Annotated in this window: 13 protein-coding genes; 8 read left to right on the forward strand and 5 right to left on the reverse strand. The window is 63.9% G+C overall.

From position 1 onward, the window contains the following. Window positions 1-177 precede the first annotated feature (177 nt). Window positions 178-897, forward strand: coding sequence for an EthD domain-containing protein (locus RUH75_RS21350; RefSeq protein ID WP_313809207.1), 720 nt, complete (start codon window positions 178-180; stop codon window positions 895-897). A gap of 85 nt (window positions 898-982) precedes the next feature. Here RUH75_RS21350 and RUH75_RS21355 read toward each other — a convergent pair whose 3' ends face one another. The 4 genes from RUH75_RS21355 to RUH75_RS21370 all read right to left on the reverse strand — a co-directional run bounded on the left by RUH75_RS21355 (window position 983) and on the right by RUH75_RS21370 (window position 3372). After that, on the reverse strand, window positions 983-1504 hold the full coding sequence (locus tag RUH75_RS21355) for a nuclear transport factor 2 family protein (RefSeq protein WP_313809208.1): 522 nt from the start codon (window positions 1502-1504) through the stop codon (window positions 983-985). Window positions 1505-1576: 72 nt separating this feature from the next. Then, window positions 1577-2287, reverse strand: a complete 711-nt coding sequence (locus tag RUH75_RS21360; protein WP_313809209.1) for a hypothetical protein — start codon at window positions 2285-2287, stop codon at window positions 1577-1579. Window positions 2288-2386: 99 nt separating this feature from the next. Continuing rightward, the gene (locus RUH75_RS21365; protein ID WP_313809210.1) at window positions 2387-2881 is read right to left on the reverse strand and encodes an Lrp/AsnC family transcriptional regulator; all 495 of its coding nucleotides are present in this window, start codon (window positions 2879-2881) and stop codon (window positions 2387-2389) included. Further along, a complete protein-coding gene (locus RUH75_RS21370) occupies window positions 2878-3372 on the reverse strand; it encodes an Lrp/AsnC family transcriptional regulator (protein WP_313809211.1) in 495 nt (164 codons plus the stop codon). Before RUH75_RS21370 ends, RUH75_RS21365 begins: the two co-directional genes overlap by 4 nt. 239 nt (window positions 3373-3611) lie before the next feature. On the opposite strand from RUH75_RS21370, the gene RUH75_RS21375 reads away from it, so the two are divergent. From RUH75_RS21375 to RUH75_RS21400, 6 genes are all read left to right on the forward strand, one after another. Beyond that, the gene (locus RUH75_RS21375; protein WP_313809212.1) at window positions 3612-4232 is read left to right on the forward strand and encodes a hypothetical protein; all 621 of its coding nucleotides are present in this window, start codon (window positions 3612-3614) and stop codon (window positions 4230-4232) included. 101 nt (window positions 4233-4333) lie between these two features. Beyond that, window positions 4334-5335, forward strand: a complete 1002-nt coding sequence (locus RUH75_RS21380; protein WP_313809213.1) for a hypothetical protein — start codon at window positions 4334-4336, stop codon at window positions 5333-5335. A 2-nt stretch (window positions 5336-5337) separates the two neighbouring features. Further along, entirely contained in the window at window positions 5338-10002 is a 4665-nt protein-coding gene (locus RUH75_RS21385) for a CHAT domain-containing protein (RefSeq protein WP_313809214.1), read from the forward strand. 3 nt (window positions 10003-10005) lie between these two features. Beyond that, window positions 10006-11988 carry an adenylate/guanylate cyclase domain-containing protein gene (locus RUH75_RS21390; protein WP_313809215.1) on the forward strand — a complete coding sequence of 661 codons (1983 nt, stop codon included), beginning with the start codon at window positions 10006-10008 and terminating at the stop codon, window positions 11986-11988. Window positions 11989-12010: 22 nt separating this feature from the next. Further along, window positions 12011-12697 (forward strand): hypothetical protein, encoded by a 687-nt coding sequence (locus tag RUH75_RS21395; protein ID WP_313809216.1) that lies wholly within the window; start codon window positions 12011-12013, stop codon window positions 12695-12697. Between the two features lie 25 nt (window positions 12698-12722). After that, window positions 12723-13415, forward strand: coding sequence for a nitroreductase (locus RUH75_RS21400; protein WP_313809217.1), 693 nt, complete (start codon window positions 12723-12725; stop codon window positions 13413-13415). Window positions 13416-13426: 11 nt separating this feature from the next. On the opposite strand, the gene RUH75_RS21405 is transcribed toward RUH75_RS21400, so the two are convergent. After that, window positions 13427-14326, reverse strand: coding sequence for a LysR family transcriptional regulator (locus RUH75_RS21405; RefSeq protein ID WP_313809218.1), 900 nt, complete (start codon window positions 14324-14326; stop codon window positions 13427-13429). An 83-nt stretch (window positions 14327-14409) separates the two neighbouring features. On the opposite strand from RUH75_RS21405, the gene RUH75_RS21410 reads away from it, so the two are divergent. Beyond that, window positions 14410-14606, forward strand: a 197-nt coding sequence (locus tag RUH75_RS21410; protein ID WP_313809219.1) for a CoA-transferase, incomplete at its 3' end; no start/stop codon positions are given.

A 14606-nucleotide genomic window follows, 5' to 3' on the forward strand; every position in this document is an offset into this window, starting at 1 on the left:
CTTGGAAATCGCGGCAAACAAGGAAGTTAGAGCGGCGATCTGATCCAATCAGATCGAAAACCGCTATAGAAGGTGCCCCCATTGAATTCGACACAGCACGCTCTGTTTCCCGTCGTCGCATCGTTTTGCGGAAAACCCCGCGCGATGCCCTGAAACGATCAATCCGGAGAGCCGAAAATGGAAAAGTTGATCTGCGCGCTATGGGCGCCCGAAGGGGTAAACCGCGCCGACTATGCCGCCCGTCTGGTGGCGACGTTGCCCGGCGCGCTGAAGGCCGCGCGCGCCAGCAGCATCCGCCTCAACGTTCGCGATGCGACGGTGGGACCGGCCGCGCCACTCAACCAGCAATGGCAGGAGCGCCAGCAGGATGCCGTCGCGCAATTCTGGCTTCCTTCTGCCAACGCGATCTTCCGTGAGGCCGTGGACGATGTCCTGACAACCCAAAGCAGCCGCTTCGAAGCCTGGCTGGTTGCGGAATCCACCATCATTCCCAACGCCGCGCATCCACCGCAGGCCGGATCGCGCACATGGGGCTGGAGCCAGGCCAGTTTCATCTCCTTCCTTCCGGACATGCGTTGGCAGGACGCCGTGTCCCATTGGCACCGCCACCATACGCGCGTTGCCATCGATACCCAATCGAACTTCGAATATGTGCAGAACATCATCGTGCGGCCGCTGACCGGCAACGCACCTGCCTATGGCGCTTTTGTCGAGGAATGTTTCCCGCTTGAAGCGATGACCGATCCGCGCGCCTTTTTCGACGCGATGGGGGATGATGCGAAGTTCGCCCATAATTCTCGGGAAATGACGGACAGCTGCGCGGGCTTCATCGACTTTGGGCGGATCGACGTCATCCCCACCAGCCAATTCGACTTCGCCCATCTCGACGCGGCGTGACGGGGGCGGGCGCCCGTCGCGGCTGGACCGCCCGCCTTCTCGCAGGCGCTCGACAGCTACGGCAAGATGTGCACGGCGCCGTCGGTCAGGCTACGGCCACGGCTCCGGATGCCAGAACCGTGATCGATCCGTCTTCCCCGATCTGTTCCGTCAGGACAGAGGTTATGCGGCTGATGCTTTCCGCGATCCACCAGCGACCGTCCTGCCGGCAATAGATATCGTCATATTCGACCGCAAGGCGGTTCACCTGCCGCGGACCGGTCAGGATGGTACGAAAATTGAGCGACCACAGACCGCGCGCCTTATCGGGGCCGATCAGGCTGATATCCCAGTTGGCGGCATGATGAATATCGAAGACGCCGCCCTGACAGGCCATTCTTTCATAAGCGGCGACAAAGGCATCGCGCTCCGTGAACAAGGGGAAGCCCTGATAATCGATGCGGACGCCGCCGGGCAGGAAGCAGTCGCGCACGACATCGGGCTGCTTCAGATCGCAAGCGCGCAGATAGCGCGATTTCAGCAACCGGATCTCTTCCTTGTCTTCCAGCGCCCGAAGGCGCGTAACGAGATCTTCGATGCCGATGGACATGCCCTTATCCTTTTCCATGTCGCCCTTTCCCAACGACATCCTCTAACCATCTTTTACGAAAATACGCAAATATCATTTAATTTACAAAAATTATGACATTTTGCGTTTATTTTCTCGTTCCCACTCGACCACGGACAAAATGTGGTTGGCATGTCCGGGAAACACATAGTCGAATTCCAGCATCATCGCCTCTCCCAGCATGCCGCTCGACAGGATGTCGGTTTCCAGAAATGCCTGAACCCCGTTCCTGCCATAGGCATGGCGGGTCACGCCGCCATAGATGGGCGAGGCATCCAGACGGCCATCGACATCGGCATTGCCCGGCAGCGCGCGATTATAGACCAGCTTGAGCCGCCCCTTGAGTTCAGGATCATTCCTGTTCGCATCCTCCAGCGAGAGGAAGATGGTTTCGAGATCCTCCAGACTCTCCAGCAGCGTTCCATAATGGAAGCCATATTCAGGGTCTTCCTCCAGCTTCGCGCGCATGACCGCGACGGCGGGATGCTCATGGTCGGTGCCGACATTCAGCGCGCCGTGAATCGCTTCCATCAGATCGCGCTGCGCATCAGGAATGAGTGACAGGTAGATGATGCCGTCCCCTCGCGATCGATGGCGCGCATCCACCACGAAACGATAGAAATGGGCGCCGGAAGGCAGCAGCAGGTCCTGCGTCAGAACATAACCCAGCATGCCGAGCAACCTGGCGGCAAGCGGCCCTTCCTCCACTTTCCTATAGTGCAACGCCATGTGTCCCATGGATCGCGCGCCCATCATTTCTTGCATCTTCGTTGCAGCCGCCATTGTTCCTCTCCCATTCGATGCGCGTCGATCGCGCGACGCAAATATCGGCACCTCGACAGCCTTCAGGTCGCCTCGCCCTGAACTGAATCGCCGCACAGCCTAATCGACCGCAATACCGCGGGTGATCTTGGCTATGCCCGCTTCATATTTGAGGTTGTGCACCGAGATCGACGCCTCCACCCGCTGGACACCGGGCAGGGGACGAACATGTTCGGTGATCAGATCGTGCAATTGTTCGATATTGGTGAACAGGCCCATCGCCAGAAGGCTGTATCGTCCCAGCAGCACCACGACACAGGTGATTTCGGGAATATCCGAAAGGCGCCGCGCAAGATCGGAAATATGCGATGGATCGGCGTCAATCCCCAGCATGCACAGATTGGGCGATCCCGCCATGCGGAAATCCGTGACGACCGTGAATTGAATCAGCCCTTCATTCTGAAGCCGCCTGATGCGGGTGCGGATCGTTCCCTCCGTCACGCCGAGTTCGGCGGCAATCGCGCGGTTGGAAATCCGCGCGTCACGCCCAAGCCTTTCGACGATCCCCTGATCCAGCTTATCCAGACGCGTCCAGCCGCTCCCCTCCTCACTCATAGGGGAACCACATTGAATTCGAATTTGACGATATCCACCGCAATCCCTGAAGCGATGTGCATGACGCCTTCAATAGCGGCGATATGATCGAACAGGAAATCCTGCACCTCCGAAAAATCATGGAGCGCGACGAGCAGCTCGATATCATGTTCGCCATTCATGATATTGACGCTCAGCACTTCAGGCAGGCCCGCCAGGTCGCGCCCCACATCATCAACGCTCCGCCCCTGCACCTTCACGCCCAGCGCGATGATGACATCATATCCGTGCGCGCGAAAATCCGTCACCGCGACCACGCGCATCACGCGCGCCTCCTCCATCTTCTGAAGCCGGGCGGAAACGGTGGCCGCCGTGACGGAAAGGCGCTCGGCTATTTCCTGGTTGGTTACGCGGCCATTGGTCCTGAGAATATCCATGATATTCGTATCGAGACTATCCAGTGCCGGGGTCGGCGACGCGGATGATACCGCCCGCCCGCTCCTTATCTGCATCTTTCGACCTCCCCGGAATCCAAACCTGCATATCCCTGCACAGGGAAAATGCCATTCGTCAAATATACTACGATAAATATCATAAAATAATAATATTTTTCCACATATGCGAAATATATATTTCCATATTAAACGCGTATTGGGATTCTGGACTCGCCCTTGATGCTCCCGCTTCAGGAGCGTAAATTGCTGTCGTCCTACCGGCCCGACCAGCTGCACCAGGTGGAGAGGATGGCCCGATGATTCGCACTGAATTGCCGATGCGCTGGATCAGGCGATGGGCGGCTGCCGCCCCCTTGCTGCTGGCGGCGATCCCCTGCCAGGGTTTGGCCCAGTCCATGATTCTTCCCGAAGGCATGGCCATCCAGCTGGAAACGCAGCGGGAGATTTCCTCCAAATCGGCGCGGGTCGGCGATCAGGTCGAACTGGCAGTCGCCAAACCGGTCACGATCGGGGGCGCGACGCTCATCCCTGCCGGAAGCCCTGCGGTCGGCGAGGTCAGCCGGGTCAGGGACAATGGCCTGCTGGGCAGATCGGGCAAGCTGGATATCAAGGTCAGCACAGTCAAGGCAGGCGGGGTCGACATACCGGTGCGCGGTCAGCGCAATGCCCAGGGCAAATCGGGCACGCTGGGCGCGGTGGGTGCCGGCATCGTCTTTCTTCCCCTGGCGGTGATCATTCGCGGAAAGGACGTCAAATTGCCTTCCGGCACGCTGCTCGAGGTCTATGTCGATAGGGAAGTTTCGATTGCCTCGGCCACCGCCCCCGCTGCTGAATCCGGCATCGCGGCGCCATCCGAAGCCCCCGCCCCCTCCAGCAGTATAAGGACCATCGATCCCAATCAGGCCTTGGGCTCCTGAAGCCAGGCGACTGTCCTCACCCTGATTCACGCGCCTTTCCTTATGCTTGTCGGCCATGCGGATAAGTGCGATTGTCGCCCCGGCATTCGGGGGAATCAGCCATGTTTGGAAAAGTTTCGCTGATCGGGTGCGTCATCGCCTTGCTCGTTCCGGCAGCCGCTCAGGCGCAGGCCGTCTGCGATGCGTTGCGGCAAGTCACCGCCAAGGCCGCGTCGCTCGAAGAGCTGGCAGGCAAGCCGGTGACGGCCGACCGATGGCAGAGCAGGATCGCATGGCCCGGCTTCGAACGCTGCGAGGTCGCGCGCGTGGGCGATGGCCTGCAATATGAATGCGCGAACGCGGCGAAAGACCAGGCGGACGCCGTCGCTGCTGCCAAGCGGATCGGCAAGGCGATCACCGCCAGTTGCCTGGGCCCGGATTTGAAGCCGGATTTGAAGATGGTGATCGATAATCTGGACCACCCCGTTGCCCCCAGGTCCAGCTTCTATATCGAAAGCTTGCTGACCGTATCGACCCCCGATGCAATAGTCTCCGTAAGCGCCATGGGGTCGCCCGCGATGACGGCCGACGGACTAGGCACTGAACACAAGGTCCAACTGGCGATTTTCAGGATAAAGGGCGAAGCCGAACCGGCCCCCGCCGCCACGTCGGCCAGGCAAGCAGGTGCAGTTCCTCCACCCCAGCGTTTCGAGCTGTCGGCCAAAATCTTCTGCGATTGCCTGAAGCGGCTCGACGGCGAAGCGGTGAAGGGCTTCGAAGGCATATTGGGCAGGGCCACCGACGAGGACAGCTGGGCCAGCCGCTATACCATGCCGGGTGGTGAGGCTTGCTACATTTCCCGTTTCTCCAGCGGGCCGCGCTATTATACCTGCCGCCTGTTCCGCACCGAAAACCGCTCGGAAGCGGACAGGGCCGTGAAAATCATCGCGGATGCCGCAAAGTCCTGTCTGGGCAAAACCCTGAGCTTCACGCGGCGGGAGCGCGACGACGGCGGCGTCATCCTGACCGGAATCCGGGCGGGCGACATCAAGCCGGAGATCGAGATCCGCCTGCGCTCAGACGACGATTGGCGCGTGCACTTCGACATCGAGCAGCCCGAATGAGGATGACCCGACGAGGGGAATTGACGGCCTTTCTCACCCTTGTCGCTCTTGCCGCTTCGCCGCTCCCGGCCGCATCGCCCGAAACCGGCCGGGCATTGATCGTCGCCCGGCACGCGCTGGACGCGGCCGATCCCGCCGCCGCGCTTGCCGCGGCGCAACCCGCGCGGTCGATCACGACCGCCGAGATCGCAGCCGACCCACAGGCGGCCGAACTGGCGGCGCTCTGGCTCATCGCGGCCTATGAAACATCTTCGGACGACTATGCAGCGGCGGTGAGGAACAAGGCGGCGCTTCTGGCCGCGCTTCCCCGGAACAACGATCTGGCCGCCGACATTGCGGTGGTAGACCTGTTCGACCGCGGCTGGGACCTGCGCCGGGACCTGGGCCTTGACCAATTGAAGTTCGACCTGCCGGACGAGGGCGATGCCACTGATCCGGACGAAGACAGGGAGCCCGCGCCCGTGGCATTATCGCCAAGGTTCAGCGCGGCCTTCGGCGAACATATGGCTGCGGGCCGCGCGCTCGCCGCATCGGCCAACCCCGTCGCCGCGAACCAGGCCCGGCTGGAGGTCGCGCTCGATGCCTATGCGATAAATGACTGGGCGACGCTTGACGCCGAGCTTGCCAGGGTTCTGGCCGCCACGGCCGAGGGCGGGCCACGACTGCGCATGCTGGCGGTAAGTGCCTATAACCTCGCCATGCTCGCCGCGGGCGAACGCAAACGCGGTGACGAGGCCCGGACCGCCTATGCCAGGGCGATCGCGCTGGCCGGATCGCTCGGCCTGTCGCAGCATCCCGACCTGCTCGATCTCCAGTCGCTCGCACCCGGCGTTTTCTCCGATCTGGGATTGCGGCAGGAGACGATCGACGCCGCGAAAGCCGTTCGCGCCTGTCTCGACCGCAGTTGCAAGGGCCCGCCCTCCAGCGAGGATTATCTTGGACTTGCGAAGGCATTGGCCAAAGCCGGGGCGACATCCGAGGCCAGGGACGCATCCCTGTCGGGTTTCGCGCTGACAGCGCGGCAGGACGGCGGAGTGGGCGAGGCGATCAATCACACCGTCAGCTACAGCTTCATCCTGACGCCGATCGATTTCCGGATCGCACTTCTGGAGACAGTGCTTGACGGGCCGGCGGCTTTGGTCAGGCCGGACGATCCCGCGCGCGGGACGCTCCTCAACGAACTGGCCGAACTGTATAAGGAGGCCAATCAGGGCGCGAAGCTCGACAGGCTGCTCCCGCGCATGCGGCAGGCAAGGCCCGGAAGCACCGCGCAGGGGGCGCTCGATGCGGCCGCAGGCGCGCCGACGCACGAGAAGGCCGAAGCGCTGGAAGCCGTCCTCAAAGGTTATGAGATCAACAGCGACCGCCTGGGCGCCCTATTGGTGGCCCAGCGCGCTTACGCGATCCGCGCGGCCATCGAGCCCCGCTCCACACCGGCAATGACCAGCCTGATCTCCACCCTGGCCAGCAACCTTCAGCGAGTCGGCGACGACGCCGGTGCGCGCAAGGCCTATCAGGATCACGTCGCGGCAATGCTGGCCGATCCGAAGCGCGATCACGCCGAAGCGTCGTTGTCATTGCGGATGTACCAGAGCTTCCTGCGCGACATCGGCGCGAACGAGGAAGCATCGGCGCAGGACCCGATCATCGCGCGGGAAGCGGCGCGCCAATCCGCCTGGAAGGGCCGGACGCAACTGCAAACGGAACCGGACACGCTGGGCTGGAACGAGGTTCGGCGCGGGGTCCGGGAATTGCTTGAGGCAAAGCTGGATGACGAAGCGCGGGCACTCGCCCGGGAAACGGCGGCGCGGCTCAGGCAGATCTATGCCTCTTCCAGCGCATCTTTGGCCGACTGGAAGATCAGGACGGCAACCGAACAGGCCGTGGAACAGTTGCTCTCCGTTCAGTTCGAGGGCGAAGCGGCAGCGCTTGCCGACGACTATCTGTCGCGGCGCATCGCGCAAACTCCACGCTTCGATTCCATCGGCGCCTTTACGCCGCAAAGGCTTCGCGAGCAGGCGGCCACAGCCGGCGCGGGCGAACTGGCGGTAGCGGCGCAATCGCTCGATGCCGTGCTGACAGGCGCGCCTTCCGGGCAGCTATGCGCGCTCGTCCGCAATCGACTGCCCCTCGCGGCGGGGGCAAGCCCATGCGGCGAGCTGTCGGCCTATCAGAAGCTACCGGCTGGGGCGCCGTCGGACTTCTTCACTCGGCTACAGCGGCTGGACCAGGCGCGCGCGCGGGAAGCGGCGTCCAGACTGCCCAACGCCCTCAACATGGCCAGGATCGATCTGGAGCGTGCCGATCTGGTGGAGCGGCTCGGCGCCCCGGGCGATGGCTGGCCCGTGGCCGCTGCCGTCGTCGGGCAACTGGCGGCGGCCGATCTGCGCGATTCGGCGGAGATGGCCGAAGCGCTGGCCTTCGGCATCGAACACGCCTCCTCCAGCCAGCGAAGCGACGTGGCGCGGTTGCTGCGCGATCAGTTTCAGGCAGCCCCCGTCGGCAGCATCCAGGCCGCTCAGGCCAGCGCGCTTCTCGGCTGGTTCGAACTGTCCGGCGAGGACCCCATAACGGCGAACGCGATCGACCGCCTGGTCATGGCGTTGGGCCGGCCCGGCTACTGGACCTCACCGCAGGTCCATTACAGTCTCAAGCCCGACGGGCTGCTGGCCATGCTGCAATACCGCCTGGGTTCGCGGCCTGCCGCCGAGCTGGCGGCATTGGCGCGACCCGCGCAGGCCTTGCTGATCGTGGTCCAGCAGCAGGCAGCAGCGAATTCGCCCGCGCTGCTGTCGGCGCAGATCGCGATAGCCGGAGTGTATCGGGCCAGCGGCGCCGACAGTGCGGCGGACAGGCTGGTCGAGGCCATATTGGCATTTGACGGTAGCAAGATCCTGGGCAGTCCGGTCAATCCGGAAAGTCTGCGCCGGGCCATGGACAATGCGACGTCGCACCGGACAACCGCTCTGGCCCGACTGTCGGCGGAGGGGAACAGGGCGAGCGGCGGCGACAGGGGAGTCGCCGCCTCCCAATTGCTGTTCGGCGGCGCCTATGAAGACGTGGCGAGCCTTGCCCGGCGCGCGGCCGCAGGCGATGAATCCGATCGTCTCGGTTTCAGCACTTTACTGCAATATGAGGGATCGCCGCTGCTGGCGGCCGCGCTGAAGATGGCCGAAAGCTGCGCCGATATCGTCCGTTCCGCCGAGGAAAGGTTGCTGCGGAGCCAGGCCGCCTGCGATCGCGAGGCGATCGGCCTGATGGCGGAAGGCCTGCCGGCCAGCAGGGCGCCGCTGCGCGATATCGCCGCATTCGAACGCCATCTCGTCGGCCGAATGGGAACCGAGAAGGAACGCCTCGATCAACTCGCTGTCAATGCCGAGTTGACGCTTACGCCTGAGGCAAACCGCGCCCGGCTCGGGACAACGGGCGCGAAGCCCCGCCTTGACGGCCTGCGCAGCACGCTTGCCGCTGACGAGGCGATCGTGCTGTTCACGCTCGATGCCTCGGTCGTCGTGCGTCATGATCGCCTTGTCGTCCGGGCGGTCGAACCTGACGAGGAGGGCCTGCGATCCAGCCTGCGGCGGCTGCGCGCCGGCCTTGATCCTTCCGGCATCACCGCGGGCGAGGCAGCTCCCGTCGATTTACGCGCCGCCTGGTCGCTGTGGCGTCGGCTGTTCGGTCCGATCGAGGAGGACCTCCAGGACATCCGCACGATCCGCATCGCCGCAGAGGGCTTTCTGGCGCTGGTTCCGTTCGATGCGCTGCTGACGGCCGCGCCCGCGGCGGACAGCTGGACGGCCGACGATCCGGTCGAACCGCCTTGGGCCGTGCGAAGATTTGCCTTCTCGCTCCTGCCTTCGGCGTCCGCCTATCAGGCGCTTGGCGCGCGGCCGGCGAGCAAGGCGTCGCAAGCGCTGCTGGGCCTGGGTGGGCCGACCCTCGCCGGTGGCGGGGCGCCAGTCACGGCGGTGGAGAGCCTGCTCGACGAGAATGGCAAGTTGGCGGCCGATCGGTTGCGCGCACTACCGCCGCTGCCCGATACCCTGACCGAGCTGGAGGCCATGGCCGACATGGTCGGTCACGATCACAGCCGGCTGATTACCGACGCGGCTTTCAATGAGGATCGCCTGCGCGGCATCGCCTGGGACGATTTTCGCATCGTCGCGCTGGCGACGCACGGCTTCGTCGCCCTGTCGGAAAAGACCATGCCCGGTCAATTGCTTGTGCTCTCTCCTCCCCCTTTATCGACCACGGAAAACGACGGCGTGCTTACGGCAGAGGAGATTGCGCGGCTCAAGCTGGATGCCGACCTCGTCATCCTGTCGGCCTGTCAGACCGGCGTGCTTCCCGAAGGCAACAAGGCCAGCGGCCTGGCCGGCCTGACCGACAGCTTCATGGGCGCGGGCGCGCGGACCGTCATGATCTCGCGCTGGCCCGTCCTGTCCGCCACCGCCGGGAGGCTGACCTTGCCGGCGGCGCGCGCAGCCGCTGGCAAGGGGCCGGGCGCGATCGCCGGAGCACTTCGCGAGGCGGTGCTCGCGCTCATCCGCAATCCCCCGGCCCGCATGTTGCGGCACCCCATGTTCTGGGCGACTTTCGCCATAGTCGGCGATGTATCGCCGATCTCGATCAAGGCCGGCGACGTGTCGCCTAAGGGCAACCGCTAGGCCATGGCGCGCCTCCGCCTTCCTCTCCCGGCCGGATTGAACCGCAAGCGGTTGGCCATACTGGCCGCCGCGATGGCGTTCTGCGTTCTGCTCACGGCCCATTCATGGCGGATTCCAGTTCTGGCCCAGCTCGAACGGGTCGCCTACGACATACGCCTTGCCGCGACGGCCCCTGCGGTCGATCAGGACGACAGGATCGTGCTGCTGGTCGTCGACGAGGCGACGATCGCCGAAACCCGCCGCCGTTCGCCAGTGGATCGGGCCATGCTCGCGCGCGCGATCACCGCGCTCGACGCAATCGGTCCCAGGGCGGTCGGGATCGACATATTGTTCGATCAGCCCACCAATGCAGCAGAGGACCGCGCCCTGCTGAAGTCATTGCGCGACGCGCGCCATCCGATCCGGGTGGCCGATGCGATTGGCGAGGATCAGGAGATACTGGCGCCCTGGCAGGTCGAAACCCTGCGCGATTTCTTCGCGGCGCTCAAGGCAAGCCGAACCCGTCCGGCCAGCGCGGCCTTCTACGCAGACGCCGACGGGATCGTGCGGCGCAGCGCGCCGCAAACGGACACGATCGCCGGTGAACTGGCGGAACTCGCTGGCATATCCCCTGTGCCGCCGGACATGCCGATCGAGTTTCGTCGCCCCGCGTCGGACGACGTCCCGGTATTTGCGCGCCTGCCCATTCTCCCGCTGGCCCATGCCAAACCGGACGTCCTCGCGGCACTCGCGCCGATGCTGGCTGGCCGGATCGTGCTGATCGGCGCCGACATTCCGGGAACGGACCGCCATCGCACGCCGCTTTCGGCGCTGACGGGCGAGGACATGTCCGGTCTTGAGGTGCATGCGCAAATCCTCGCCAATCTGCTCGATCGCGTCGCCTCGCCCGCCCTTTCGGGCGCCACCCTCTGGCTATGGGCCGTGCTTCCCGCGATCCTTGGCCTGTGTTCCGGCTGGATCAGGACCGGCACCATCGTCCGCATCACCATGGCGATCGCCATGGTGGCCGCCATGGTCGTCCTGTCGACGCTGATCGAACGTCCCGCGGGCATCCAGACCTATGGCTTGCCGCTGGTCGGCGGGTTCCTGTCCTGGCTGTTAATGTCGCTGGTGGGCGGCGCGCTGAGTCGCAGCACGACCATCGAAGAGCGGCGCATCGCCCGTCAGATTGTGGGCCGTTACCTGCCGCGCGACGTCGCCCTGGCGATTCAGCGTCAGCCCGAACTGCTTGAGGTGCACGGCCGCCGAACGAGCCTCGCGATCATTTTCACCGATCTTGCGGGATTCACCGATCTCAGCGAAAGCCTCCTCCCCGAACGGCTCAGCGCAATATTGAACGGTTATCTTGAAGGCATGTCGGAACTGGTGCTGTCGCACGGCGGCACGCTCGACAAATTCATCGGAGACGCGGTCGTGGCCTTCTGGGGAGCGCCGCTCGACGACCCCGAAAAGGCGCGCAAGGCGCTCGCGGCGGCGCTGGCGATGGAAGGATTCGCCGCCGATTATGCCGCCAGGGCGGCGGCGGAAGGCGTGTCGATCGGAAAGACCCGCATCGGCGCCCATTATGGGGAGGCGATCGTCGGGAATTTTGGCGGCCGCAACCGCGTGCAATATACCGCGGTCGGCGATGCGATGAATCTGGCGGCGCGGCTCGAAACAGCGAACAAGGCATTGGGGACCACCATCCTCGCCAGCGAGGCGATCATGGCCCAGGCGCGCGACCTTCCGGCGCGCGAACTCGGCCTGATCGCGGTGGTCGGCCGCGCCGCTCCCGTGCGCGTCTATCAACTGGGCGATGGCATCACGGCCGAAGCGGCCAGCGGCCATGCATCGCTCGTGGCCCGGCTGCGCGACGGCGCGCCGGGGGCGGCGGACGAACTTTCCGAACGGATCGCCACGTTCCCCGGCGACCATGCGCTTGCATTTTTCCGAAGCCGGGCGGAAATATCGGGGTGGTCGGGAGTGTATCGCCTTGAAACGAAATAGCTGTCTGCTCCTGGCTGCGGGAGTGCTCGCTGGACTGGCGGTTCCGGATGCCGGCTTGGCAGAGATACTGATATTGGGCGGTTCCGGCAGGACCGTCGCCACGCGGTATCCGACGGGATCGATCCTGGAGGAAGGCGAAGTCGTCCTGGCAACCGGCGAAGCGCTGAGCGTGGTGGCAGACGGCAGGATGAAGCTCCTCAAGGGGCCGGTGCGATTGGCCGCGCGGAAGGGAAAGCCCGCGCGGCGCGGCATGCTGGATCGGCTTGCCAGCGCCGCCCGCACCGTGGACGAACGCCGGGTCGCATTGGGCGCGGTGCGCGGCTCCTCGCGTCAGGGCGGCGGGATCGATCAGGACCCTTGGGCCATCGACATAGCGGTTTCCGATCGGTTCTGCGTGCAGGCTCCCGAACGGCTTTCACTCTGGCGCGCCGATAGCGCCGCACCGGTCCGCGCTTCGCTTGAAGAGCTGGAGACAGGCTCACGCGTGTTTTTCGACTGGCCGAAAGGAAGCAGGATCATCGCCTGGCCTCCGCAGCTGCGCCCTTCGCGCGCCGCGCGCTATCTGTTCCATAGCGGCGCGGGGGTGTCTCGCCAGTTCGATATCGTGCTGATAGATGGCAAGCTCGATGGCACCGACCTGCTGTCCGCATTGGCGGAAAACAGGTGCTTCTATCAATTCGACCTTCTCATCAACGGTCGACTGATGTGACCTGCGGTCCATGGAGTGAGAATCGATGACCAGTTGCCCGCCGCCGCCTTCCATGGCGGAGATTTACGAAACCATCGTCGACAGAAGGCGGTCGGTCCGCGCCTTCCTGCCGCGTCCCATTGCGCCCGAATTGATGGACCGCCTCTTCACCGTTGCGGGCAAGGCCCCGTCCAACTGCAATGTACAGCCGTGGATCACCCATGTCGTGTCGGGGGCATCCCTGTCCCGTGTGCGCTCCATTTTGCTGGAGGAGGCGAAGGCGGGCCGCGTCGACCCCGATGTCCCGCTGACATCCCATTATATCGATCAATACAAGACGCGACGGATCGAATCGGCCGTGACCCTGTTTCGCGCGACGGGCGTTGAACGCGATGACAAGGAAGCCCGGACCCGGTCCTTCCTGCGCAATTATGAATTGTTCGATGCGCCACATGCGGCCTTCTTCTTCATGCCACGCTATTTCGGGCTGCGGGAAGCGGCTGACCTGGGGATATATGCGCAAACCCTCATGCTGGCGCTGTCCGCTCATGGCCTGGGCTCCTGCCCGCAGGGCGCGATCAGCCATTATTCGGGCGCGTTGAAACGTGAACTCGGCGTATCGGACGACCTGATCTGCCTGTTCGGCCTCAGCTTCGGCTATCCCGATGACAGCCACGTCTCGGCCAACGCCATCACCGATCGCGCCAGCCTAGCGGAAGTCGTGGTGATGCATCAATAAGCCGATCGTCTTCAGCGCCCTCCGCCCCCAAGGCTGAGCGCGCTGGCCCGATCGAATATGGCGTTGGTCACGGGTTCATTATCGGCAACCCGCTTCGCCACGTGAAATTCGATGGGAACCAGCGCCGGCATCCCGTCCAGTTCGACCAGCGCACCGCTCGCCAGGTCGGAACGGGCCATGGGCTCAGGGAAAATGCCGATCCCGCCGCCGGCCTTCGCGATGTCGATCATCATGCGGGCATTGTTACACAAATTGAGGGACTTGCGCGGGATTTGCGAAGCCGCGATCGCATCGCGCATGCGACCGTAAATCGGCGAATGGCTGGCCAATGACCATATCGGGATCGTGCGATCCCGCGCATCGCCATGGAATGAAGCCGCGATGGCGGGATTGGCCAGCCAGGCCAGGCGAACCGCGCCGATGGGATGCGACTGGAGCGCCGCATGCGCCACGGGCCCGGCCGCGAACGTGATATCGGTGCGTCCCATGAGCAATTGCTGGATCAGATTGGCGGTCAGGTCGATCTCCAGTTCCAGGCTGACCTGCGGCATGTCCGCCTTCAGTTGGGACACGAAGGCGGGAAGACAGCTGGCGGCGGCGATTTCTCCCGCGCCGATGCGGACCACGCCGCTGGCTTCCCCCAATCCTCCACAGCGCAGAAGCATGGTTTGCAGATCGCTCCAGAGCGGCCCGCAATCGCGCACCAATTGGCGTCCGGCGGGCGTGAACGACATCGTCCGGCCTTCCCGGCGAAACAGGCGGGCGCCCAGATGCGCCTCCAACTCGCGCACCCGCGCTGAAATGGCCGGTTGCGTCGTGTTCAGCCGCTCGGCAGCGGCCGCGAACGTCCCCAGCCGGTCGATCCAGAGCATGGTTTCGAGATGAAAGAGGCCGATGCGATTGATAGACATTGTTTTTGATTAAGGCAAAAAACAAATCATTAGAAATGATAAATTCTTTTCCCCACAACATGCCGCGAAGGAGAGGCCGGCTTATGGTGAACAAGCTTTATTCGGATGCTTCGGCGGCGTTGGAGGGACTACTCTTTGACGGGATGCATTTGTGCGCGGGTGGTTTCGGGCTGTGCGGGATTCCCGAACGTCTGATCGACGCGATCCGGGCTTCGGGCGTCAAGAACCTGACCATCGCGTCGAACAATGCCGGGATTGACGGCGAGGGGTTGGGCAAGCT

The sequence above is a fragment of the Sphingobium sp. genome (assembly GCF_032153725.1).
In the GTDB taxonomy this organism is placed as follows: domain Bacteria; phylum Pseudomonadota; class Alphaproteobacteria; order Sphingomonadales; family Sphingomonadaceae; genus Sphingobium.

What these genes read in the sequence shown, in the direction of transcription:
- RUH75_RS21405 (WP_313809218.1), bottom strand. Translation starts at nt 14,326, where the DNA reads ATGTCTATCAATCGCATCGGCCTCTTTCATCTCGAAACCATGCTCTGG.
- RUH75_RS21370 (WP_313809211.1), bottom strand. Translation starts at nt 3,372, where the DNA reads ATGCAGATAAGGAGCGGGCGGGCGGTATCATCCGCGTCGCCGACCCCG.
- RUH75_RS21400 (WP_313809217.1), top strand. Translation starts at nt 12,723, where the DNA reads ATGACCAGTTGCCCGCCGCCGCCTTCCATGGCGGAGATTTACGAAACC.
- RUH75_RS21385 (WP_313809214.1), top strand. Translation starts at nt 5,338, where the DNA reads ATGACCCGACGAGGGGAATTGACGGCCTTTCTCACCCTTGTCGCTCTT.
- RUH75_RS21365 (WP_313809210.1), bottom strand. Translation starts at nt 2,881, where the DNA reads ATGAGTGAGGAGGGGAGCGGCTGGACGCGTCTGGATAAGCTGGATCAG.
- RUH75_RS21355 (WP_313809208.1), bottom strand. Translation starts at nt 1,504, where the DNA reads ATGGAAAAGGATAAGGGCATGTCCATCGGCATCGAAGATCTCGTTACG.
- RUH75_RS21375 (WP_313809212.1), top strand. Translation starts at nt 3,612, where the DNA reads ATGATTCGCACTGAATTGCCGATGCGCTGGATCAGGCGATGGGCGGCT.
- RUH75_RS21350 (WP_313809207.1), top strand. Translation starts at nt 178, where the DNA reads ATGGAAAAGTTGATCTGCGCGCTATGGGCGCCCGAAGGGGTAAACCGC.
- RUH75_RS21390 (WP_313809215.1), top strand. Translation starts at nt 10,006, where the DNA reads ATGGCGCGCCTCCGCCTTCCTCTCCCGGCCGGATTGAACCGCAAGCGG.
- RUH75_RS21360 (WP_313809209.1), bottom strand. Translation starts at nt 2,287, where the DNA reads ATGGCGGCTGCAACGAAGATGCAAGAAATGATGGGCGCGCGATCCATG.
- RUH75_RS21380 (WP_313809213.1), top strand. Translation starts at nt 4,334, where the DNA reads ATGTTTGGAAAAGTTTCGCTGATCGGGTGCGTCATCGCCTTGCTCGTT.